The 24046-nt window shown below is 58.4% G+C and carries 17 protein-coding genes, 1 tRNA gene and 3 pseudogenes; 8 read left to right on the top strand and 13 right to left on the bottom strand.

The features are described from left to right. Positions 1-69 precede the first annotated feature (69 nt). From H7A86_RS08585 to H7A86_RS08565, 5 genes are all read left to right on the top strand, one after another. Positions 70-3177, top strand: a complete 3108-nt coding sequence (locus H7A86_RS08585) for a TonB-dependent receptor (protein ID WP_119132431.1) — start codon at positions 70-72, stop codon at positions 3175-3177. A gap of 64 nt (positions 3178-3241) precedes the next feature. Then, a complete protein-coding gene (locus H7A86_RS08580) occupies positions 3242-4006 on the top strand; it encodes a Slam-dependent surface lipoprotein (RefSeq protein WP_119132204.1) in 765 nt (254 codons plus the stop codon). A gap of 83 nt (positions 4007-4089) precedes the next feature. Further along, positions 4090-5574 carry a surface lipoprotein assembly modifier gene (locus H7A86_RS08575; RefSeq protein ID WP_119132205.1) on the top strand — a complete coding sequence of 495 codons (1485 nt, stop codon included), beginning with the start codon at positions 4090-4092 and terminating at the stop codon, positions 5572-5574. A 21-nt stretch (positions 5575-5595) separates the two neighbouring features. Continuing rightward, positions 5596-6213 (top strand): biliverdin-producing heme oxygenase, encoded by a 618-nt coding sequence (locus H7A86_RS08570; RefSeq protein ID WP_119132206.1) that lies wholly within the window; start codon positions 5596-5598, stop codon positions 6211-6213. Between the two features lie 9 nt (positions 6214-6222). Further along, positions 6223-7299 (top strand): TonB family protein, encoded by a 1077-nt coding sequence (locus tag H7A86_RS08565; protein ID WP_119132207.1) that lies wholly within the window; start codon positions 6223-6225, stop codon positions 7297-7299. A gap of 561 nt (positions 7300-7860) precedes the next feature. Here the strand turns inward: H7A86_RS08565 and H7A86_RS20995 are convergent. Continuing rightward, on the bottom strand, positions 7861-8088 hold the full coding sequence (locus H7A86_RS20995) for a hypothetical protein (protein WP_232099357.1): 228 nt from the start codon (positions 8086-8088) through the stop codon (positions 7861-7863). Then, complete coding sequence (locus H7A86_RS20990) at positions 8012-8236, bottom strand: hypothetical protein (protein ID WP_119132208.1); 225 nt, start codon at positions 8234-8236, stop codon at positions 8012-8014. The genes H7A86_RS20995 and H7A86_RS20990 overlap by 77 nt, the downstream gene beginning before the upstream one ends. A gap of 411 nt (positions 8237-8647) precedes the next feature. On the opposite strand from H7A86_RS20990, the gene H7A86_RS21240 reads away from it, so the two are divergent. Beyond that, on the top strand, positions 8648-9517 hold the full coding sequence (locus tag H7A86_RS21240; protein WP_147421352.1) for an energy transducer TonB: 870 nt from the start codon (positions 8648-8650) through the stop codon (positions 9515-9517). Positions 9518-9528: 11 nt separating this feature from the next. On the opposite strand, the gene H7A86_RS08555 is transcribed toward H7A86_RS21240, so the two are convergent. The 5 genes and pseudogenes from H7A86_RS08555 to H7A86_RS08540 all read right to left on the bottom strand — a co-directional run bounded on the left by H7A86_RS08555 (position 9529) and on the right by H7A86_RS08540 (position 15014). Next, on the bottom strand, positions 9529-10398 hold the full coding sequence (locus H7A86_RS08555; RefSeq protein WP_232099297.1) for a cytochrome-c peroxidase: 870 nt from the start codon (positions 10396-10398) through the stop codon (positions 9529-9531). A gap of 320 nt (positions 10399-10718) precedes the next feature. Then, a complete protein-coding gene (locus H7A86_RS08550; protein WP_232099296.1) occupies positions 10719-13511 on the bottom strand; it encodes a secretin and TonB N-terminal domain-containing protein in 2793 nt (930 codons plus the stop codon). Between the two features lie 41 nt (positions 13512-13552). Continuing rightward, positions 13553-14272 (bottom strand): FecR family protein, encoded by a 720-nt coding sequence (locus tag H7A86_RS08545; protein WP_232099295.1) that lies wholly within the window; start codon positions 14270-14272, stop codon positions 13553-13555. A 141-nt stretch (positions 14273-14413) separates the two neighbouring features. Beyond that, positions 14414-14530: pseudogene (locus tag H7A86_RS21235) on the bottom strand (hypothetical protein); the annotation flags it as partial. Beyond that, the gene (locus tag H7A86_RS08540; protein WP_119132213.1) at positions 14520-15014 is read right to left on the bottom strand and encodes a sigma-70 family RNA polymerase sigma factor; all 495 of its coding nucleotides are present in this window, start codon (positions 15012-15014) and stop codon (positions 14520-14522) included. The pseudogene H7A86_RS21235 and the gene H7A86_RS08540, both read right to left, overlap by 11 nt. A 165-nt stretch (positions 15015-15179) precedes the next feature. Between H7A86_RS08540 and H7A86_RS20985 the strand changes: the two are divergent. Further along, positions 15180-15486: pseudogene (locus tag H7A86_RS20985) on the top strand (hypothetical protein). A gap of 220 nt (positions 15487-15706) precedes the next feature. Continuing rightward, positions 15707-16015, top strand: coding sequence for a hypothetical protein (locus H7A86_RS08535; RefSeq protein ID WP_147421354.1), 309 nt, complete (start codon positions 15707-15709; stop codon positions 16013-16015). Between the two features lie 842 nt (positions 16016-16857). Here the strand turns inward: H7A86_RS08535 and cho are convergent. From cho to serS, 6 genes and pseudogenes are all read right to left on the bottom strand, one after another. Next, entirely contained in the window at positions 16858-17721 is an 864-nt protein-coding gene (cho, locus tag H7A86_RS08530; RefSeq protein WP_119132215.1) for an excinuclease Cho, read from the bottom strand. Between the two features lie 212 nt (positions 17722-17933). Beyond that, a complete protein-coding gene (locus H7A86_RS08525) occupies positions 17934-18209 on the bottom strand; it encodes a hypothetical protein (RefSeq protein WP_232099294.1) in 276 nt (91 codons plus the stop codon). 1323 nt (positions 18210-19532) lie between these two features. Further along, positions 19533-20751 (bottom strand): annotated as a pseudogene (locus tag H7A86_RS08520) (DUF6538 domain-containing protein); the annotation flags it as partial. Between the two features lie 83 nt (positions 20752-20834). Continuing rightward, a tRNA-Ser gene (locus H7A86_RS08515) sits at positions 20835-20924 on the bottom strand. Between the two features lie 305 nt (positions 20925-21229). Continuing rightward, the gene (locus H7A86_RS08510; RefSeq protein WP_016903391.1) at positions 21230-22246 is read right to left on the bottom strand and encodes a LysR family transcriptional regulator; all 1017 of its coding nucleotides are present in this window, start codon (positions 22244-22246) and stop codon (positions 21230-21232) included. Positions 22247-22708: 462 nt separating this feature from the next. Beyond that, the gene (gene serS / locus H7A86_RS08505) at positions 22709-23989 is read right to left on the bottom strand and encodes a serine--tRNA ligase (protein WP_119132216.1); all 1281 of its coding nucleotides are present in this window, start codon (positions 23987-23989) and stop codon (positions 22709-22711) included. Between the last annotated feature and the right edge of the window lie 57 nt (positions 23990-24046).

Here is a 24046-nt window from a genome sequence, read left to right as displayed (position 1 = left end):
GGCAACCTTATGAGCCCCTCTTTGACGATCAAAGCGGGTGAGACTTCCCCTCTGAGGATTGCCCTTGCCATGGCGGCACAACGCCCCTTTCCCACCCGAAACGCCCCGCGCATTCGCCGTCATCCGCTGGCACTTGCTTTTTTGCTGGCTCGATCTGCGCCACTGGCACTGTTACTCACAGCCGTTGTGCCTGTCGCTCACGCACAACAGGCGGCCATCGTCTTTGATGTCTCGGCGGGTCCGCTTGATCAAGCCTTGCTGAGCTTTGGTCGTCAGGCGGGCTTGGGTATTAGCGTGGATGCTTCGCTGACTCGGGACCTGAGAAGTGACGGCCTCAAAGGGAGCTTCACTCCTCAGGCGGGTGCAGCCCTGCTTCTGAACGGCACGGGTCTGGAGGCCAGTCAGCAAGGTCAGAACCTAATCGTGCATGCATCGCGCACCGCCGCCCACACCACGGACGTGCTCCGGGTTGGTGGGGATCTGGGAACTGGTCGTGGCCAAGAGCGGGACCTGCAAGGCCGTGACGATGTCTACGATCTCGATATTTCCACTTCCTACATCGATCGCGCCACGATTGAGCGCTTTAAGGGGAAAACACCCTCTGATCTGGTCAACGGAATCCCGGGCGTTTTCAGTGGCGATGCGCGCAACAGCGGCGCACTGGACTTGAACATTCGCGGCATTCAAGGCCCTGGCCGAGTGCCTGTAACCATTGATGGCACCGAACAGGCCCTGACCGTCTGGCGCGGCTACAACGGTGCGAGCAACCGCAACTACATCGACCCGTTCCTCATTGGCGGCATCCAGATCCTGAAAGGTCCTTCGCTGACGCGCAATGTCACCACGGGTGTAGGTGGCGCAATGGTGGTCAATACATTGGATGTCGAAGACATCTTGGATGAGGGACAAGCCTTCGGTGCCGAGCTTCGTCTAGAAGGCAGCAGCAATGCCGTTAAGCCGCGTCTTCCGACGCTCCATACCGGCGAAGACTACCGAACGTTGGATGGCTTCCCGCAGCAAACGCCCAACATTCCGTATACCGATCGGACCTTGATGTTCCAGCCGCGAAGTGGCGGCGGTGGGGTCAATGTCTTTTCTGGCCAGGATTACGCCTATCGCTTAGCGTTGGGTTGGAGAGCCACGGAAAATCTCGATCTTCTGGCCGCGTATAGCTACCGGGAACGGGGCAACTACTTTTCAGGCAAGCGCGGCGCAGACTACTACTCCAACGACAGAAGCAACAACGCTGACGACTACATCTTGTCCATGGCAAATTACTGGCTACCGGGCAACGAGGTGGCCAATACATCGAGCCAGATGGAGTCTTGGCTCTTTAAATCAACTTGGCGCATCACGCCAGACCAAGTGTTGCAGCTTGGCTACCGCAGCAGCTTGTCGCACTATGGTGAAGTGATGCCCTCGCGCATCATCGAGTCAGAAGATCGAGCCGCCATTCAATGGCCCCTGAGTCGCGTGGATACGCAGGCTTGGAACGCCGAATACAAGTGGCAGCCCCAAAACAGTCGCGTGATCGACCTCTACGTCAATGTCTGGCGAACCGATACACAAAGCGACACCTATACGGCAGGCGGCTTTCCGAACTACGCCCAAAGCCCCAACGCCCCCCTCTTAAAAAACACAGCACTTGCCAATGGCAACAATGCCAGAAATGGGATCACGTTGAGCAACAAGCTTCGCCTGACGGATCAATTGGATCTGACGGTGGGCGGTAGCTTCCAGCATGAGAAGCTCACCTCGACGGACGAATACTTTGGCGTGAGCGACGGCTGGCGCATGTATCCGCGCGCTGGACGGCGCGAAGAATGGCAAGGCAACTTCAACTTCGAGTGGCGTCCAATCGAAGCACTCTCACTCAGTGCAGGTGCCCGCTACTCCTCTTATTGGGCATTCGACGACTTCCTCGACGCGCATCAGGGCGATATTCGCCAGGCCATGACCACAGGCTACACCACGCGATACAGCACCACTGGCACCTACACACAAGCCGAGCGTGAGGCCCTCGTTGAAGATCAGTTGGCATCCAATCGTGAACTCCTCGACCTGGAGATCATCACGCAAGAAGAGTATGACGAGATTGCTTCCTTGATCTTGGCGGATGTTCCAACAACCTACACTGTCGATCACCAGGGCGCCTGGGAGCCAGATGCAAATGGAAACTTCACCAAGGCCGGCAATGCCTGCCTGAATGGATCGCTTGATGCAGATCCTGCCGCCCAAGGGCAAATCTGCCAGACCTCGGCCGTCTCCGACGTCACCGACGTCGCTGCGAAAAAGCGCAAGGATCACGGCTGGACCCCGTTTTATTCTGCGACCTTTTACCTAAGCGATTACAGCCGAGCCTACGTTCGATATGGCGAGACGCTTCGCTACCCCAGCATGTTTGAAAGCACGATCGCTTTTTCCGCCTCTCTCAATCCCGAAGGCGTGGAACCGGAGCACGCCTACAACTGGGAGGTGGGCTATGTCCATGACTTTGCCCCCCTTCTATCAGCTGACACCGTGGCTGACATCAAGCTCAGCTACTACAAGAACAAAACGCGCGACGTCATCGAGCGTGACCCGAGCTTCAAGTTCCGCAACATCGACAAGCAAACGATTGAAGGCGTTGAGTTCCAGGGTCGATATGACTCAGGGCGAGTGTTTGCGGACCTTGCGATCAACTACAACTTCAAAAATGAAGTATGCGATGAGCAAACGGCAGCCCTGCTGTCTGGCACCAACGGCTATATCATTGGCAGTGGGGTCATTGTGCCGAACTGCGTGGACTATGGTTTTGTCGGCGGCTACTTGCTCACTCAAAGCGCACCAGAGTTCTCGACCAGCATCTCATTGGGTGGGCGCTTCATGGACCAACGCTTGGAGCTTGGCACACGTCTGAGCTACTACAAGCAATACGAAAATGCTGATCTTGAATGGTTTAAAGACAACTCCATTCAAAGCGGCAATGGGCGCTTGGTCTACACCTTCAATGTTCCCTTTTCCTGGGGGCGCACGACACTGGTCGACGCGTATGTCAGCTACAAGCTCAGGCCCAATCTGTCGATGGAACTCACCGGCACCAACCTCACTGATCGCTATTACGTCGATCCCGCCACGCGATCTGCCATGGCTGCACCTGGTCGAACCATCAAGCTGAGTTTTACGGGCCGTTTCTGAGCCCAGGATCACGGACCGTTACACGGGCAAGGATGCCCTTTCCCTTCAACAAGAGACCAAACAGATGAACATCCACAACAAAGTGCTGTCCGTTGCCATTGGTGCCAGCGTCTTGCTGTTTGCCGGAGCAGCACAGGCGGCGAATTTCGTCGGCGGCTCGACCAACGAAGGCTATGTCAAAGTCGGCGCCTCCACAGTCAATGGCGGCCCTCACCAGGCCGGCTTTGCAGGAGTTGCCGTTAACTCCACGGGCTTGGATAAGCCTGTCGACTTCAGGGGCCTAGCATCTTATGGCGGCACGGGCTCAGTCAAAGTGCTGAACTTCCCGTATAGCGGCGCACCCACCAGTCATGACAGCTTGGGCGTCTTCGCTTTTGCGCAAGTCGGCACGCAGGATGTGTGGTTCGGCGAATGGTATTCCCGCAAAGACAACGCGGAGGGCCTGAACACCCATACCGTCTACTTCATTGGCGACAACGCCGACACCACCATCCCCGCTTCTGGTACGGCCAGCTACAATGTGGTTGGTATCAACAACTACACCTCCGGCAATCAGCTGAGTGGCACCTTCGATGCGAACTTCGGCACGCGCCGCCTGACTGGCTCGATCCAAAACAACGCCGGTTTTGCGGTGAACATTGGCACGGCCACGATCAACACCAACGCCAGCATCTCCGGCACCAACGCCACGGCGCGTCAGTCCGGCACACTGGTGGGCTCAAATGGTGCGGTCACTGGTCAGTTCTATGCCGGCCAAACTGCGCTCGCGGGCGCGGCGAACTTCACCGGTGTGCAATATGACACGGCCTTCGGTGGTTCGAAGAAGTAAGTGATGCCGCATACCACTTGATAGCGCAATGACAGGACAAGCCAGGCCAAGCCAGTCCTGTTTTACTCTCATGGCCGATCTTTATGCATGCAACGAAGACACCCATTTGGGTTGTCGCCCTCTCTGCCATCGCCGCGCTGCCTCTCGCGGCTGATGCACAGCAGCAGCAAGATGATATGCGCCGCATTTTGGAGCAGCGCAATCAAGCGCAGTCTGACGCTCGCGAGCGTGCCATCATGAAGGATGAAACGGACAAGTCCCGACCCACAATGGTGGTGGACGGGCGCGAATACACCGTTGGGCGCAATGCCAATGATGTTGGTCGCGCGCTTTACATCGCGCTTCAAAACAAACAATGGTCGGAAGCTCGATCCTTTCTCGATGAGTATCTGACGCTTCCCGATCGCGATCCCATGCTTGTTCATTACGCGCAAGGCGCCTTTGCCCGCCTTCAAGGCGACTACGCAAAAGCTCAGTCGGAATACGAAGCGCTCTTGAGGCTCAAAGCTGATTTCCTGCCAGGGCAGCTTGAACTGGCTCGCGTGCTGTTTGAGGATCAGCAAAATGCTGAGGCGAAAGCGCTATTTTCTTCTATTGAACAATCGATTGACCGCAGCGATGCCAAGACCTCAGGCGTGTTCGATAGCATCGGGAGCTTCCAACAAGCCCTGACGGAGCGAGATCACTGGCAAGGCACTTTCGCGCTGGGTCCAGCATGGAGTGACAATGTCAATCGCACCTCAGCCAGTTCCAACTGCCTGATTTTCTTGGAGGGACAGTGCTACTTCAATCGCAGCACCCCTGATGCAGTGAAGTCAATAGGTCTCGAATACGACGCAGCCAATGAGAAGCGTTGGAGCATCAGAGGTCATCACGGTCTGTATGCCCGCATGACCTTGTTTGGACAAAGCTACCGTGACAACAGCCAGTTCAATGAAGTCACGGCCGTGGTGCAATCAGGATACAGCTTCAAGTCTGGCCGAAATGCGTTTTCGCTGGCGCCTTCCTTTGAGTATTACGGCCTCGGCAATCAAAGCCTCTATGGTGCGCCAGGACTTCACGCAGACTGGTCATGGACGATATCCCCCACATCCTTGATGAAGCTCGAAGGGGACTGGAAGCGCCTGGGCTATCGACGGCAAGACTATGGCAACTACCTCGATGGTGAAACAACATCAGTCTTTGCCACCATGTTCAAAAGCTTCGGTGCGCAATGGATGGGCTTTGCTGGCGTCGACGCCGTCGACAGCCAAGCGCAAGAAGACGTCGATGGCTTCTTCCAAAGAGGCATTCGCGTGGGCGGCTCGTTGCAATGGCCCACTGGCATTCAGACGACCCTCTTCTCCTCTTTTCGATGGCGCGACTACGGCGCATACAGTGCTGTGTTGGAAGCTCGGCGTCGGGATCGTGAGCAAGGCTACACCCTGATTTTTCGTGCCCAACGCTGGTCTTGGGCAGGCTTCACGCCAGTGCTGACCTTTCGGCGAAACACCGTCAAAAGCAACATCGACTGGCTTTACAGCTACGACCGCGATGCGGTGAGTTTGAAGTTCGAACACGTGTTGTAGCGTCCACCTCTGAGCATCCCCATGACAATTCCAAAACAAATCCCGAGCGCGGCTAAGCACTTGAAGGCCCAAACGCACGATGCGCACGACGCGCTCGATCAGCGAATCATGGCAAGCGCCCCCTTCTCCTCGACCACCCGCTATGCCCAATTCCTAAGGGCACAACGGCGCTTTCATGCCACTATCGACCCGCTTTTCGGTGAGCCACGCCTTCAAGGCATTGTCCCGCAGCTTGCCGAGCGTCGGCGCTTAGCTGAGATCGACCTCGATCTGGGCGATCTCGGGATTGAGAGCCAAACTGATCGAAGCAGCGTTGTTGTCGATTTCACCTCTCCGGCCACGGCTTTGGGTTGGTTCTATGTAGCAGAGGGCTCCAAGCTTGGCGCAGCCATCTTGCTCAAACACGCACAACGGCTTGGCCTAAGTGAGGCCTTTGGCGCACGGCACCTGGCGGCTCACGATGATGGTAGAGCCCGGCACTGGCGCTCGTTCGTCGAGGCGACGGATCAGGTCGCTTGGACCAACGCGGAACTTGCTGTCATGGTTGAGGGTGCCATACGCGCTTTCTCGACAATGAAGGCCTTTGTCGAACAGGAAATGCCCTTGTTCGACCGCAAATCCGAAAGGGAGTTTGGTTGATTGAAGCGCATGGCTTGGCTTCTCTTGGGATTTGTGATGGTGGGCTTAGGGATCATCGGCGCCTTACTGCCTGTCATGCCAACAACCATCTTCTTGATCTTGGCCGTGGGTTGCTTTGCTCGATCGTCACCGGAATTGGAGGCCAAGCTTTTAGGCCATCCTCGCTATGGCGCCGTGCTTCGAGCCTGGTCTGAGGAAGGCGCGATTTCACGCAATGGCAAATGCTTTGCTACGCTCGGCATGGGTTTGGGGACAACCTTGTTTTGGCTGGGTGCCAAGCCATCTTGGGTGCTTGGCGCTGGCGTGACGCTCGCAATCTGTCTTTGCGCACTCTGGATCCAAACTCGGCCGCTGCCGCGCGTCGAGCAGCGCTTGCAAGACCAAAGCGAGCTTAGAACCAAGCTCCTGGCGCACGCATTGACGTGGGGCGGCCATGCATTGGTGCTTTACGCGCTCTTGTTTCACTGGCCTGAACCTTCAAAGCCCACAACACCCGAGCAGATTCGAGTTCAGTTAACCTTCTTGAGCCCGACAGCACCGCCTGTGCCCGTGGCAGATAAAGTCTCACCTGAACGCTTCGATCCTCCTGCCGCCAAGGCCCGGCCCAAGCAGGCCTCTCCCAGAATGACGCCAGAGCGCGTGCGCACGGAGACTTCCGCTCAACCGCAACTTGCATCACTCATGGGCGAAGTGCCCGTGTTCGATGAGGGTGCCTCAAATGCACCAAGCGTTCCAACGCCGTCCCCGCCATCGGCACCCCAATCTTTGTCCTTGCCGCCAAGTCCACAGACCAGCGGAGAGGTTGATCCAAACTGGGAAGGGGAAGTGCTCACCCGACTGGAAAAGTTCAAGCGATACCCCCGCCGTGCCAAAGTTCGCCGCCAAGAGGGGATAGTGCTTATCCACGCTTTGATCGATGGCTCAGGCCGCGTCATGTCGGCAACGGTCCGGCGCACAAGTGGCTCAAATGTCTTGGATCAAGAAGCCTTGGCTACGTTTGCGAGAGCCGAACCCCTGCCCGCACCACCTATTGCGATGAGAGCACCAGTGAGCCTTGACGTCCCTGTCAGGTTCTTCTTGAGGTAGATATTTTATAGACAGGTGCAAGCACATGTCCCATGGACGCGTTCCGAGACGGCGGAGGCAGCAACAAGCGCTTGGGTGACATTAAAAAATGTCACCAGATTTAGAAGTGTCACTTTGCTGCCACCGCCAAAGTTAGGCCCCAGCAATGGGAGCTTCGCGATTTTCGCCGTGCAATCCGATGAGCCTGCGACGGATGCGCTTGAACACTCTCGCGTGTGTAGAAAGGATGGAAGCGAACATTACGCACTCACTGACCGAGCTCTATCGGAGCTCGCATCTCGGCAGGTCTTCATGATCGTGGGTCACCAGTCCTCTCGGTGCAACATTGCCTAGGAGCTCTAGCGCGCATACGCAATCCCCGTTTGCTGCTCGTGCATCTGCCAGCCGATGTGATCCACCCTTCATCTGCTGTTTCCGCTCAACGAGCTCCGAAGCAAAAATGCCACTCGCCCCAAAGAGCGAGCGGCATCTGACCGCCGGTTTATCGAGTCAACTAAGTCAGCTCAGCGCGGCGCGGCGCGGCCATTTGCGTCACGAGCCAGTGCCGTAGCGGTGAATCTTCTAAAAGGAGTCAGTGGACTCATCCCTGCAAATCATGTATTCGCTGTCCGGCGGGATGTTCGAGGGGATGCCCATGTTGATGGTGTGATTGATGAAGCCACTATCCCGGCGGTTCCATTGGTCGGGAGAACTGGTGGTAACCAATGCCACCTCAGCCTTGGTCGTCCGAGCCTTGTAGACCATGCCATGCCAAAATCTCATCGACCCGGCGGCCAACGAATTCAGCATCTTGAGAAGTGAGAGCCTTTGCCTCAATGACCTGCGCCATGCCCGCGAACGCTCGCAAGAAGTGGTAACGGTCAGGGCTAGACGCCCTCAGCGCTGGCACTGCGTTGTCCAAGTGATCCAGGTGGATTCGCAACTCAGCTCTGTCCATGAGCTCAAGTATCGGTAGCGCTGTCGCAGCGCCTGAGACCACGGCAGCGCCTCGTCCACTATGGAGCTGACGTAGGGGAGTGTTGGGTGCTCTGCTTCACACAGATGGCAACACACGAAGAGCGGCTATACAGCCAGACTGTATGGACGCAACCTCAACAGAAATACTCGTGGGTTGCCGGCACGACGCTGCTCAAGCGTCCCGCGAGGTGAGCGACCATCGGTCTCCCGTCCGGCAGCTTTAGATTGCGCCACTGCATTCCTGAAACCATAGGTCTCGCGCCCTTCGGGATGTCAGGAAGTTCTGAGCTACGCGTCATCCAGGCGGAGAAACCCTTCGCGAAGCGATCGAACTCACAGCCATCATCTATGCCAGAGGCTTTGACTTACAGCCGCGTTTCTTGGCGACTTGATGCTCTTCAAATGCGATTCCATACCTCACGCAAGACACACTTCTGCTCAAAGCGCATCGCACCTAACGTGCCTAACGTATAAAATAGAACGAGTCTCGTTTGTATTTTCCACCGTGCCCTCCGCTACCGCTCTTTCTTCCATCCATGCCCTTGCCACACAGGAGAGTCGCTGGCAAAGGCTTAGTGCGGGCATTGCGACAGTTGTCATCCATGCACTCATCGCATGGCTTGTGCTTGATCAAACGCGCTTTGACGGCAGCATTCCGCCTCAGGAAGAAGTTCGGATGCGCCTCACTCTTCTTCCTGCAGCCGCGCCCCCCACACCGGTCGCACCAGTCCCGGCACCCAAACAAGTTCCACAACAGTCACGGATCACTTCTTCGTCCCCACCTCGCTTAGAGGCGCCCCCTGTCGAGCGTCCGACACGACAGCCCACGCCTGCCTCGTTACCTAGCATTCCCCTCATGCCGCCGTCCGATGTTGTCGAACATTCGATGGCAGCGTCACTTGAGCAAGACGCTGCCCTGACGCAAGCTGCTGCTCCAGCCTCGCCCCCTGCTCCGCCAGCTCCTGCCGCCGGAATGACAGACCCAAATTGGGAGGGGCGCGTCTTGGAACGCTTGCAGCGCTTCCGTCGCTATCCCACTACCGCCAAGGCACATCGACAAGAAGGTGTCGTCTTCGTGCGCGCTCTGGTCAATCATCAAGGCCGGGTGCTTGCCGCACGGGTGCACCTTGGGAGCGGCTACCTAGCCCTTGATGATGAAGCGTTAGGCACCTTTTCCCGGGCGCAGCCGCTTCCTCGGCCGCCCCACTCGTTGCCCGATCCGGTGGAACTAGAAGTTCCCGTAGAATTTTTCTTGCAATAAGAAGCAGGCCTTCAAAGCGTTTCCAAGAACGCCACAATGGCGTCGCGCTCTTCTTTTTGTAGGCCAAGGGGTCGAAGTAAGGGATCAGGTTTCGGGAAGAGCGGATCATCGATCTGCTCGTTTTTGGGCTTTGGCCTTGGCATGCCTGCGTTGTAGGCATTGACAACACTGCGCAGATCCGCGAAACCACCTGTATGCATGTAAGGCCCTGTCTTCCGCACATTGCGCAGTGACGGCGTGCGGAACTTCCCACTGTCTCGAACATCCTGGGTGGCCTCATACCGGCCCAGATCCTGGCGCTGACGTCCATAGAAATGAAGCCCAAGATTGTGGAAACGATTGTCGGCAAGCGTCGGACCGCTATGGCAGTTCATGCAGCGGGCTTTGGTCCTGAAAATATGCAAGCCCCACAACTGCTGATCGGTCAGCAGCTCCCGTTGCCCTTGTAGAAATCGGTCGTAGCGATTGGCGCGAGGCACCAAGCTTCGCTCAAAAGCTGCCAACGCCTGAGCAATGTCTTTCTCCGTGATACGTGATGAGCCAAACACGTGTCCGAACTCACCGGGGTAGTCATCGCTTTGATTGAGCCGCTCCACCATGGCAGGGAGCGAAAACGCCATTTCCTTGCCGTCCTCAATGGGATGGCGGATCTGCTCCTCCAACGACCCGGCACGTCCATCCCAGAAGAGTGACTCGGCAAAACCAGACATCGCCACACTTGGCGCGTTGCGTCGTCCTTGTTGTCGATTATGGCCAAAGGACACGCTACGCCCATCTCCCCATCCAAGCTCTGGATCGTGGCAGTTGGCGCACGCGATCTGTCCTGAGCTCGACAGTCGCGGGTCTTCAAAGAGTTTCCTTCCAAGAGCGACTTTTTGCACGGTTGTTGGGTTGTCAGCAGGTGTCGGCGCTTTCGCGGGTAAGGGAGCAAGTTCTTGCCATACCGCGCCTTCAGAGATCTCAGGTTTCGGCCACGACGCTTGCGGCCCTGCGTAAGCCAGGCGCAGACACGCAACGTCCACGCTAGTGGATGACAAGGCGAGCGTTGCCCGGCAGTCCCGAGGAACGGGCGTGTTCGTCCTCTCCGGCACGGCATGGCCTGCAACACAGCATGCGGCCAGCATCAGCCACCAACGCCAACATCGCGACTCAACGCGTGCCACCTCTCAACCACCCAACCGCATCGGCCGACCCACCTTCATTAGAACCGATACCCCGCTTCCAGCCAGTAGCTGCGCCCTTGCTCAAAGTAAGATGATGAAGATGTTGTGCCAGCAATCTTGTTGATGCGATTGAGCACATTCATGGCTTCCACACGCACATAGAGTTGCTGCTCGGATGGCAAGCGGAAGCTGTATTCGAGTGTGGTGTCCACGGTGAAGGCACGTGGATAGCTCACATCACGATAGACGTCATAGACCTCGCCACCAACGTCTTCACTTCCTTGCTGCACGATGTCGCGAAACCCATCGCGATATCGCAAAAAATTGCTCCAGAGAAGCTCGCCTGGCCCGATATCCACACGCGACTGTGTTGACAGGCGTGCTGTCCACTTGCGCGCGAAGTCGGTCGCCGGCAGATCGTAGAGCCAAACCCGGTTGCCTTTATAGAGCACCAACTGGTCGCTCTCATCGCTCCAGCTGGTTTGGTAGTTGCTGTAATTTCGCCGGGTGTCGGTGTAGTCGAAGGCAAACTGCACTTGGGTCCGACTAGGCCCCCAGACCAGGCTATTTTCAGGGCTCACGCTCAGCGTGTAGACATCGCTTCGGCTGCGCCCGTTGTTCACATACTCGTAGACGCTACTGGTGAACGCGCCGGACGGATCGTTACTTCGAACCGATTGGCGCAGGACTTCGTCGCGGTTGTCACGACTGACATACTTCAGACTCAGATCCAGGCCGCGCCAACGCTGATCCAGTCCGATGGTCCATTCATTGGTATAGGGGATATCAACATCGCTCAGCCGGTTGGTCGAACCAGCAGATGTGCCCTCGATACTCTCCCATGCCGCGCGCGCACTCGTGCGTGTCTTGACCAGGGTCAGGCGCTCACGCCCCTCGCGAAGCAGGTAACTAAAGAAGTTGCGTCCGTAGTAGCGGTTGAGCCCACCCGTCAGGATCGTGGTCTTGTCGCCGAATACATCCCAGGATGCGGCCAGCCGTGGAGAGAGCGTGGTCTTGTCCCAAATGCTGTCTTTGTCCAGACGCACGCCACCACGAAGGCTCAAGTCTCCAAGGCGCACGTCGTCTTGGAGCCACGCAGCATAAGCCTGCCCGCTGACCTTGAACTCTCCTGCTCGATAGGTGGTTTGCCGGCGAAAGTATTGACCACGCCCGGCGACAACCGTTCCGGTGACAGAGGTCAGGACCGGTGACAGCGAGCAGCTATCCGTGTCCACTGCCCCATTGCTGCTGGTGCAGCTTGTGGTGGCATAGGGTTGCAGGTAGTTGTAGTGGTCATTGAGGCGCTCGTAGTTTGCTTCTCGATGCTGGAAGGACACGCCCAGCTGCACATTGTGTTCGCTCGATCCCCAGGCAATGGGCTCCCGATCGAGCTGGGCTTGATAGCCCACCTTGCGATCATGCTGATCAACATTGCCCCAGCTTCCTTCGCGGCTACTGTTGTTGACGCCCCAATCGAACTCCCGTGACTTGGCCCAGGACTTCCAGTAGTCGACCTGGCTTCGCCTGGAGCTCTCCAGATCGCTGTAGCTCAAGGTATTGCGCATCGTCCAGGCCCCACGCTCGACGTTGGCACGCAGCGCGACAACAGGGCCACCTGATTTCAGATCGAACCATGAGTTTTTGGCGCTTTGGATGAAGTAACGATCATCGGTCGGCGCATAGGTGATGCTGGCACCGAGCTCGATACCACTGTCGCTTTTCCAATCGGCCGACAAGGAAGTCGCTGTGTTCTGCCGGGTTTGCGTTTTGCTGTTGGCATCGCTGCTGCTCACATTCCCCGAGGTATAGCCTCGAAGAGGGATCTCCGAGCGAGTCTGCGTGACAGTCCCGATCAGCCCAATGCCGCTCTTGGTCCGTCCTTCCAGTCGCGCCCCAAATTTGAACTTGTCGAACTCGGGTTGAAAATCGCTGGTTGCTGACTGCTCGAAGTCCTGCTCTTGCCCTTGAGGGATGATGATGTCATTCCAAACCGAACGCGCCATGCGGAACCAGACTTTGCCGTGTAGACGGTCACCTGCCTTACGGGTTTGTGCGTCCACCACGCCACCAGTGAAGTTCCCGAAGGCTGCCGGCACGTTGCTGTCGTAGACGGTCACGCCCTCGAGCAGATCGGTATCGACCGCGATGCCCTGTGACTGGCTAGGGACATCAGCATAGTGGTCAGCGTTGTTGAAGACCGGATCGATATCGTTGTTGAAGCTGATGCCATCGATCAGGAACAGGTTCTGGTAAAACGGCGCGCCGTTGATGCTGAAATCTGCCGGGCGGATCTCGCCAGCATTGCGCGAGCTTCTCGCTGTGTCGCTGAACTGCACCGATGGATTGATGCGCAGTAGCGTGGCGAGATCGCTTTCTCCCCGAGGCGCTGCATCAATGTAGGCTTGATCCAGTGCAATTCCCTCCGAGTAAGGGAACGTGCGCTGCGCCCCGATGCGCAAGGGCGACAGTGGAATGATCCCGCTGCTCGCAGCAGGTGCGCGAAGCAGTGTGTAGCTTCCATTGGAGCGTGCAAGCAAGCGCAGTCCCGAACCCGATAGCAGCCGCTCCAGGCCTTCGCGATCGGTCATGTTGCCCTCGAGCGATGGCGAAGTCAGCCCCTCGGTCAAGGCGGGATCGAACGACAATGCGATCCCGCGCTCCGTGGCAAACGCGGTGAGCGTTGCGCCCAGCGGCCCCGCAGGCAATCGAGCGGGCGTTGCCTGGGCAAACGCCGAGCTTGAGACGGTAGCCAGGGCAAGGACTAGAAGACGAATCCGCAGGGGATGGCAAAAACGACGCATGACAGCGCTCAACAATAGGGGTTCTTCCACTTGCCCCGCGAGATTGAAAAAAGGGTCACTCCGACTGCTTTTTATTTTGGGACGACCGTCGTCCACCAGCCTTTGGCTCGGCGCTCGATGGCCAAGCCATGTGTCTGGGCGATCATGTCGAGGCTCTGGTCGATATGAGCCAGTGGGAACACACCTGACACCAAGAGATGCGCCACGGACGGATCACAGCGCAGCACGCCATGGCGATAACGCCCAAGCTCTTCGAGCACCTGCCCGAGTGGCTCGGCATTGATGACCAGCAGGCCCTTTGACCAGCCCGTCAATTGCTCGGTTGGCTTCGGAGCGATGACGCAACGATTGCGGTCAAACCAAACGGCAAAGCCCGCATCCACCCGACACGACGAGCGCGTGTTTCCTCCGAGCTCGATGCGCACCGCGCCATCGAACACCGCCAAGTGTGTTCGATGCTCCTCTACGCGCACATTGAACCGTGTGCCCAATGCCTGCATACATCCGTGCGTCGTGGCAACCCGAAAGGGTCTCGGTGAAGGTATGGTGTCTGGCGCGGTCTTGATCAGCACCTGACCTTGTTGCAAGCGCAGCAGGCGTTGTTTTGCACCATAAGCCACGTCCAGCGAAGTTCCGGAATCGAGCTCTATCTGGGTCCCGTCCGCGAGCTGCTGGTGCTGCCACTCCCCAGTGCCCGTCCTGAAGCGTTGATCCCATTTCGATTGTTCCCACAGTTGCCAGGCAAGCCACCCAGCCGGGGCAGCGAGTAGCCAGGCGCCTAAGCGCTTCATGGCTAAGCGACGTCCCGGGTGCTTGGGGCGATCCAATACGGGGCGCGCAATCGAAGGTGGGACCGCGTTGATGGTCCCCAAGAGCTCTTCAACCCTTCGCCATGCCCGTGCGTTGTCGGGGTGCTGTTGCTGCCAACGCTCACAGGCAGCTTGGTCCTGAGCTCCTCCATGCTCTCCTAATCGCACGACCCATTCGGCGGCTTGTTCGAGCACGCAGGGATCAAGTGGCGTTGAGGACTTGGTGTCGTCAGGGCGCATAGGCCAGGCATGCGAGCCAAGCACGCTTCATATGTCGCTTGACGGTGCTCAGCGACAGGTCAAGCTTGCAGCCGATCTCGCCATACCCAAGGCCTTCAAACTGGGCCAGCAGGAAGACTTGGCGCACAGCCACAGGTAACCCTTCGAGCATTGCATCGATGAGGCAAAGCGCCTCGCAGACAATCGCTCGCTCCTCTTCTGATGGCACGATTGATTCGGGAAGCGCAGTCAAGCTTTCCAAGTAGGCACGTTCCAACGATTGGCGACGAAACCAATTAGCCATGAGGCCCTTGGCCACCGTCGTTAGGAACGCGCGTGGTTCATTCAATCCGCAAAGGTCGCGCCCACTGAGCAAGCGAGTGAAGGTGTCCTGCGTCAGGTCTTGCGCAACCTCTCGAGACCCAACCCGGCCACCGACCCAGCGCTGTAGCCAAGGCTGATGATCGCGGTAAAGCGAGGCAAGCAATGAATGGTCGACGGCCATGAAGAACCCTTGAAAGCGAGGGCGGCTTCAAACCACGTGGCTGACCCAAAGATGAGATTGATTCTCAATTGTGACACATTACGCATTGTCTGACTAGCGACGATAGTCACCTCTCAAGCCGCTAGTCACCAACAAGCAGAGACCAGCTTCCCGGTGATGCAAGACATGCCCGCTTCTCGCCATACAGCTATCGCAGCAGCATGTCCCCCGAAACGGCAGCCCTGCCTGCTCTTCCTGGGCCCGTTCGCCTTCATCGTCGGGCCGTTGATGGCTCGACCGAGGCCTGCGAAAGGCGGAACGGCTCTATGCGCAAGAAGCCTAAGCAGCTAGGCAGCGCGACCAGGGCCTCAGCTGGGCCCGATGGTGGCTCGTGACGCCCTTGACGGTCACCATGGGCTTGGGAGCGATGGCCGTCCTGAAATCGTTGCCGATACTGTTCTTGGTGCTGTGGCGCAGTAGGCGAACCGGCTAAATTACAACACACTCCCAAATGCGATGCGTCTCACCTATTGTTAAAATGCGACCTGCCAAAACTTTTGGCGCGGCGTCGGCTACGGCAACATCGCCTAGCCGAAAGCTTATGGAGATCAACGACTTATCCAGTAACTACATTGAAGCAAATCCATAGTCTCGCGACTGATAACGACGATTTCGCATCGACGACCAGTAGGTGGCATCCATGATGCTTGATGGTGAGGTTTTTCTATGCCATCGCCGCTTTTCTAATTGGCTGGGCTTCCGAAGGCTTGCTCGGGGAATTCATTGAAGAGGTCGCAAAGGAAGGCAAATGTGTGAGGAAATATAGCGTGCAGAGTTCCGCATCGTGCATCCAATGCGGGATATGCATGGCAAAGCTCCAAGAAGTTATCGACAAAAGCGGATTGAAATACTTTGGTTCGGCGGATGTCAGAAATGAAGACATCATTGAGTTCATGAACGAACTTAAGGAAGTCTTCCCGACCGGGATGGTGGAAGAAACAATTGAATGCACTGAGGGATAAATAATGTTCTTAAAAATAATTTACGCTCTATTTCTGGCTTTTGGATGCTTGGGATTGTTTTCCTATGCAGCCTTTTCATTCAATGTTCGAAACGAACTGCTCTTGATCATGCTCATGTTGCTTGGGGCGATGGTTTATCACAGCAAGCGAGACGCCTAACAAGGTAAGCATGGTGCTGGACAGACGTTCATCTGAGACCAGCTTATGCGGGCGGGGAGCTCTAAAACTCCACGAAAAACATGACAGCAGCTCCCATGGACTGCCAGCTACCCGAAGAAAGGCTTGGCTTCTAACTCACCGTTGGTCGGCGGGATTTTTGCTCCGGCCCGTTAAGCTCCGTGGTGCGGCGTGCCGGCTAGCAGCGGCCGCCGGTGGAGAGTGCCTTTATTCGCGAGCAGCTTATGCCCCCGTCAATGCGGCCAGGGCTTCAGGGGGGGCCAGTGGTGGGGGATGACCCCGCTGACCGTCATTGATCACCTCTGTGCTCAGCGGACTCCCATGGTGCTTTGGGTGCAGCTGACCCGATGAGCCAGCCAGCGCCGCGAAGCGAAGGCGCAGGAAACTGCGAAGCGGGAAGAAATCAAACGGCGGCAACGGGTGGCCGACCTGGTTTTCCTTGCAGGCGCTCATGCACTGGAGGATGCCGAACCCCAAGCCTTGCTAATCGGCCACATGAAGCACCGCGCAGGCTTACTCAACTAACCCGTGTTTAAGCAAGCAGGCTTTCTTGGCAAGCCGACTCATGGTCTGCCAATGGTCGTCCAATGCCGCTCACGACAACGCGACCGGCGCCCTGCAACGCCGCCCGGAAGACGAACCATTAAACGTAGTGCGGAAGAGCTCTACGGGCCAAGAACGGTGATGGCGTGAAGTCCCGACTCTATCGCAGCCCTGATGATCCTGTAGCTGTCCCGGTCGAAGCCCAACGGCTCGCCTTTCAGCTTCCTGGCCGCCGTCAGTGTCGTGACGGTGCCCAGGTAGTGCCAGGCATCCAGCACGTGGAGCTGGCGCAAGTTCTCGCCCTTCTCTTCCAACGCAATCCGGCCATGAAAGGGCCAGGTTGAAAGTTCTAGACGAATGAGTGCGGCACGTAAGCGCTCTTCGTGCTCATCCAGGGCCTCACCTCCCGAGCAAGCGCCCGCACAGCGCTTGAGCATGGCGCGAAAGCATGGGCGGCCCAAAGGCAGCCGCTCGAGCCCTACCAGGGAGTAGCAAAGCCGGTGGTCATCGGCGATACGCCGCAAGCTTTTTTGAGCGGACTGCGGGCTGGAGTAGAGCCCGTAGAGCATCGGTGAGGAGGTCACGTCGTATTCCGCCGAGTGGACGATAGAGACCTCGCCCCGATAGAGCCGGATGGAGAACTGACGCGAGACCTTCCGAAGCAGCTTGTTGTAGAGCGGCATCTGACGCTTGACCATTTGCGCCTCCAGCAGACGTGCACCAACGTCCCCTGCCATAGAGATACAGGAGATCGAGGTCGTTTGACGAAGCAGTGAGGCCTCTTCCGGGGTGCGGCAATGGTCCATCACCCGGGTGCGCACGTTGATGCTCTTACCGACGTAGAGCGGCAACAGGCCTTCCTTCCCGTGAAAGGTGTAGACCCCTGCTGTTTTGGGAAGTGCTTCCACGCAATCGCGTAAATGCTCTGGGTAAGCGTAATCGAAAACATCGGATGCGCGACGGGCGCGCCTGGCACTACTGGGCATGCGGTGTTGTGAAGGCGGTGATGTAGGGGTGACACTCTGGTGCAACGCCGTCTCAGTCTGTGCGACTGCACTCTGTCCCGCCCGCGTCAGCCCACTCCAAGCTAGCCTCAGCATAGCCGTGTTCAGCAGAACCTTGATACGAGGACGCCACCGGTCAAGCTCAAAGCACTTCGGGCGCAGTAGGCCGAGGCAAGCATCTCAGCGAAACGTCGTCACGCTTTGGGACACTCGGGGAATCTCAGGACTGGCGTCGAGACATGGGAAATGAACGACTGAAGGCCGCCCTGGACCCATGGATGCGCCTTGATGTAGCCCAGTATGGCCGTTCCACCTATCACGGGCTCGTCGTCTGGCTCTTCCACATCCTCGTTGTCGACGAAGGACGGCACCCACACCGTGGTGACGGGGGTGGCCTTCGCGCGCTTCCAGCACTGAGTGGTCGCTTGCAGGAGGGCATAACTTGGAGCGCTAAAAGTCAGCGAGGTCATGGGGTCGTGTCGGTGTATGCACCGCGATTCCAGGAACGATAGCGCCAAGGCACCACGTCCTCCAGAAACGTGATGCGGGGGCTAGGAAGGTTGCCAAATCCTGCGATGCTGGCGCGCAGCCGCTCGGCCTGAGCCTCGGGGACAAATAGCCAAGGCCTCACCGTCCAGCCCAGCGGCACACCGCTGTCTCGCGCAAGGGCGTTCCTGACGCCGGTCCAATGCTCGTTCCATCCCTTCAGGCGAGCAATCAACGACGGGCCCGAGCTGCGTAGCTGATTTCGCACAAATAAGCCGCCCCTCCTTGAAGCTCACGGCCACCGCATCGTAATACCAATGCGGGCCTCTGGTGTCCGGGTTGGCGCCCTCGTTGAGCTGGATGCAACACTGGCTGTTGACGAACAGCGCCCGGTCCGCTCGGAGGTAATCGAGCACCACGCCTTCGAAGTGATCCATGTTTGCAATGCTCCTCTTTAGACTAGGATAAGAGTTCAGACAAGTTATCTTAGCCAAGACCAATCTGAAAATGGCACGCCGATCGTGATCGAAAAATCAATCACCCCGCCGCCGAACGGAGTTGAAGCGGAGTTCGGATATTACCCTTTAGCATGCAACATAAAGACCAGACGGTTTATTTTAAAAACACTTCCTAACCACAAAGAAATTGTGGCTGATGTTCGAGACGACCGGAACGTGGTCAAAGGGTGGATTTATCCTGGAGCGCAACAAGTCCTAAAGGGGGGGCGCTCGTGAAATGCCTTACAGTGCGCGAACCTTCGGGCTTCCCAAAACTCACGTATTGACGCTTCGCAAAAGCGAAAGCCAAGAAGAACTCGTGTTTGTAGTGTGGTGCCTATCGTTCTTAACCGGCATTCGCTTGACCACAACAGACAGAGGCTTTCTCGACGCGACACTAATAATCCCTGGAAAGCTTATCGATTTTTCCTTAAGCCGCTGCACTCTGGCAGACGCTCTCAACCTAGCTCTAGATTACTTAGAATCAGAGCGCAGCAACCCACGTACTCTTAGGCGTGTAGAGGCAGTCATCCATACCCTCTTCAGAAGCTTCCTGAGGTCGTAATCGTAAGGAGCGACTTCGATCGACCGACATAGCGACATAAGCTTGACGTGTGCATCTTTAGCCCAACCCTTGCTGTCCCACTCATCACTGCACTTACTTTGGTCTGATTTGAACTCAAAAATGTAGTAACGCTCCCCCAAGCTTGCCAGTGCGTCGACCACTGGCCCTTCAGTATTTCCTGAGAGACCGAGATTGAGGCCGGGCACCTTACTATTTGGATTCTTAAGAATCCACTGAGCGTCTCGAAACGCCGTAACGACTCCAATTTCCTGCCCATTGACGGCAGTGGCCTTTGCAGCCGGGAACAGCCTCGTCTCACCTGCTTTTCGCTTGCGCTCCACCCATCTCAGAAACCCCATCTTGAGCAACTCGGGATGAAGCGGGACCGTGCGAAGGCTGACCTCCGTTTTGACTTTTTGGTGCTCGCCTTCATCTGAGATGCGGATGCAAGCGATGCCCTCCTCCTCGAACACATCCTTGACGAGAAACTGGCCGACCTCAGAGGCCCGGGCACCGGTATAAAGCCCAATGAGCGAGGCCCAGCGGGCCGATTCCGACAGCTTGGCCAGCGCTTCGGGCGCGAACAGCGTCTGGATCTGTGCACGGTCGTATGCCTTGAAGCTCAGCTTCTTACGGGCGCGCTTTTCTCGCTGTGAGTAGCTCACATGGCCGGACGCAGGGTTATCGCCCTTCGGGTAATGGCCCGACGCCATGGCCCATTCGAAAAAGCCTCCTCGCCCGCCGATATAGCTCTGCTTGTTGGTGAGCGTGGGCGTAGATGCCCCTTTCTCGCGCATGTCCTGATACCAGCGAGCCAGGTCCGAGCGCGTAATGGCATGGACCTTGGCCTTCTCGCCGAGGAAGCTCACCAAAGCCTCAATGGCGGTCTTCTTGATCGTGTAGGTCTTGGGCAGCGTCGAGCCCTTGAGTGTCGCCAGAAAGGCGTCACGGGCTTTGCCCAGCGTCATCGTCTCGATGGCCGGCGCAGATGACTGCCTATTTGGGCCAGCATGCGTTGAGCCAAACATGGTTGGCAAAGCAACCGGGTGGGCCCGAGCCTGCAAGGCAGCGCCGGCCATCGCTTCCAACTCCATAAGCTGCCGATACAGCTTCAAGTCCTTAGGGCTGTCGATCTGCCACTGCTCCGTCACCGTGCCATCCGGCTGGCGGGTGCGGTTGAGCGTCAGGTCCTGAAGATTTTCTGAGCTCGTCAGACGCGCAATAAGGAGGTCAGCATCCGTCTTGCTCAGCTTGTCCACGCGTTGATCCGTCAACTGTGCGAAGAGCCGAGCATAGCCCGCCCCAAGCAACGACTGCACGCACGTGTGCCTGAGCAAGGTCTTTGGTCTTAAGAGTCCGCTTGATGAGCCGGCAATCGAGCACGGCTTGAAGAGCAACAGGGACGCGCTGGACGAACGACCAGCGGCCAGTGGATGACCGGCTCAAATGATGAGGGGTGCGCATGCGAGTGTTTCCTCTGCATGCTTCCTGCCTCCAATCAACTCGCCTAAAAAATTAATGATTAAAAACAATGACTTAGAAGTGACTGGCGGAGAGAGTGGGATTCGAACCCACGGAAGGTTTGACCCTTCGCCGGTTTTCAAGACCGGTGCCTTAAACCGCTCGGCCATCTCTCCGATGCTGCTTTGCGCGACCGCCGAGGGCGTCGGGTGATCACGCTTGCGCCACGCGCGAAGCGGGTGACGTCTGTCGATGGACGCTGCATTGCGCGCTGCCCTCGACCCGGGATTGCTCCCGGGCGCGCATTCTCGCATGCCCGGACGCGCTTTGCTAAGCGCCGCGTGTCGTTGAGCTGCACAGCGCTGCAAAGCTGTTCCGTTTGCCAGGTTACGCAGCATTTCCGATTACGCAGCGCTGCCAGGCGACACAGCGCTGATGGGCCGACATCGGCAACCCGGACGTCGACGACCAGGCACAGCGATCAGCCGGCTTCGGCCACGGCCAGGCGCGGTGCGGTTGCGGCCGCACGCTTGAGCTTCTCGGCCAGCTCGGCGCAGTTACCGCCGCAATCCAGGCGCGAGCGTTCGATTTCCTGCGGCAGGTGTTCGGCCAGAAAGTCGATGAACACCCGCACCGCCGGCAGCAGGCCGCGCCGCGAGGCGAACACCGCGTGGCAGATGCCCTGCGGCAGCGACCAATGCGGCAGCACCACTTCCAGCTCGCCGCTGCGCACTGCCTGCGCGCACACGGTTTCCGGCAGCATGGTGATGCCGAAGCCATCGCGCGCCATCGACTGCAGCAGCGGGAAGTCGAACCCGGCCAGGCGCGGCTGCAGGTCCACCCGGCGCATCTCGCCGTTGGGGCCGTGCAACTCCCAGCGCTGGTGTGCTTCGTCCTCGCTGGTGCTCATGGTGGTGTGGTTGGCCAGCTCGCTCGGATCCTTGGGGCGCCCGGCACGGTCCAGATACTTGGGGCTGGCCACCAGCAACTCCTGCACCTGGCCGAAGCTGCGCATCACCAGGCTGCCGTCGTCGTCCAGGCGCGAGCGCACGCGCAGCGCGATGTCGTAGCCCTCGTTGATGACATCGACGCGGCGATTGCTGATGTTGAGCTGCAGCCGCACCTTGGGGTACTTGGCCAGGAATTCCGGCAACAGCTTGGGCAACTGGATCTGCGCCAGCGAGACCGGAACGCTCACGCGGACAAGGCCGCGCGGCTCGGCGCTGAGACGGTCCACCACCTCGCGCGCGGCCTGCGCTTCGGCCAGCATGGTCTGGGCATGCCGGTGCACGCTGGTGCCGACATCGGTGACTGCAAAGCGGCGCGTGGAGCGCTGCAACAGGCGCACGCCCAGGTCGGTTTCGAGCTGGCTGATGCGGCGGCTCAGGCGCGACTTGGGGATTCCGAGCGCACGCTCGGCTGCAGCGAAGCCGCCGTGGTCCACCACCATCGCGAAGTAATACAGGTCATTCAGGTCGTGCATGGCGCAGGCATCCATGGATAGAACGATAAGTGACATTTAATCACCTTTATCCCAACAGGGCAACGACCTGATACACCAGAAATGTAGTTTCATGAAATCAGGACCGCGAACTGCTGCGCTCCGAGCTCCATCGGTTTCGCCACGGTAAATGCATAGCTGGCGGCGCGCGGCTGGGGTGGAGAAAAAACGCCAGAGCACTTCGCCACGATCGGGCGACGCAAAGGCCGCTGCATGGACATGCAAACGGGGCCATCACTGGCCCCGTTCCTGTTCCGGGTTTGTCAGTGACGCGGCGGCACATCTGGCAACCCAGCAGCCGCGCGAGTACCACTGCTTAAGTGCCTGACGAACACGGGAGCGGTCGTCAATGGGAGCTGACGGCACACGGGGCACCGCATATCAAAACTGCACGACAACGCCGGGCATCGGCCGCGCCCGCCTGACAGCTGCGCTGCGCGGCAATTGCGCCAACCGCTCCTACCCGATCCGCTCGATCCCGCCCATGTACGGACGCAGCGCCTCGGGCACATCGATCGAGCCATCGGCGTTCTGGTAGTTCTCCATCACCGCGATCATCGCGCGGCCCACGGCGGTGCCGGAACCGTTGAGTGTGTGCAGCAGTTCCGGCTTGCCGCTGGCCGGGTTACGCCAGCGCGCCTGCATGCGCCGCGCCTGGAAATCGCCGCAGTTCGAGCACGACGAAATCTCGCGGTAGGTGCCCTGCGATGGCAGCCACACTTCCAGATCGTAGGTCTTGATCGCGGAGAACCCCATGTCGCCGGTGCACAGCAGCACCTTGCGATACGGCAGGCCGAGTTTTTCCAGCACCACTTCGGCACAACGCGTCATGCGCTGATGTTCGGCATCGCTGTGTTCCGGCGCGCAGGCGGTGACCAGTTCCACTTTTTCGAACTGGTGCTGGCGGATCATGCCGCGCGTGTCGCGGCCGCCGCTACCGGCTTCGGCGCGGAAGCACATCGAGTGTGCAGTCATGCGCAGCGGCAGACGCTCGGCGTCGACGATCTCGTCGCGCACGATGTTGGTCAGCGGCACCTCGGAGGTAGGGATCAGGTAGCGGCGCGATTCACCCACTTCGGTCTGGAACAGGTCGTCCTCGAACTTGGGCAGCTGCCCGGTCCCGCGCATCGACTCGGCATTGACCAGCAGCGGCACGTTGGTTTCTTCGTAGCCATGCTCGCCGACATGCAGGTCGAGCATGAATTGCGCCAGCGCGCGGTGCAGCCGCGCGACCGGCCCACGCAGCACGGTGAAACGCGCACCCGACAGCTTGGCAGCGGTCTCGCCGTCCAGCCAGCCGTGCGGCGCGCCAAGTTCCACATGGTCCTTGACCGGGAAATCGAACTGGCGCGGCGTGCCCCAGCGCGCCTGCTCGACGTTCTCGCTCTCGTCGTTGCCCTGCGGCACATCGTCGGCCGGCAGATTGGGCAGGCCCAGCGCAATGGTCTCGAGCTTGGCGCGGATCACGTCCAGCGCTTCTTCGGAGGCCTTGAGCTCCTCACCAAAACCGGCCACCTCGGCCATCAGCGCAGTGACATCCTCGCCCTTGGCCTTGGCCTGCCCGATCGCCTTGGATTTGGAATTGCGCTGGCTCTGCAGTTCCTGCGTGCGCACCTGGATGCGCTTGCGCTCGCTTTCCAGCGACTCCAGTTCCGCGGTGTCCAGGGAGAAACTGCGCGTGCTGCGCAGGCGCTCGGCAAGGTCGGCGGGATGTTGGCGAAGCAGGGCCGGATCTAGCATCGGGAGTCTGTGAGTCAGTGGGAAGCGCGAGATTATCGCCTGTTCCGCCACCTGCTG

The sequence above is a fragment of the Xanthomonas euroxanthea genome (assembly GCF_903989455.1).
GTDB classification, from domain to species: domain Bacteria; phylum Pseudomonadota; class Gammaproteobacteria; order Xanthomonadales; family Xanthomonadaceae; genus Xanthomonas; species Xanthomonas euroxanthea.
Note: the sequence above shows the minus strand (reverse complement) of the source record. Positions and strands in the feature narration are given on the sequence as shown.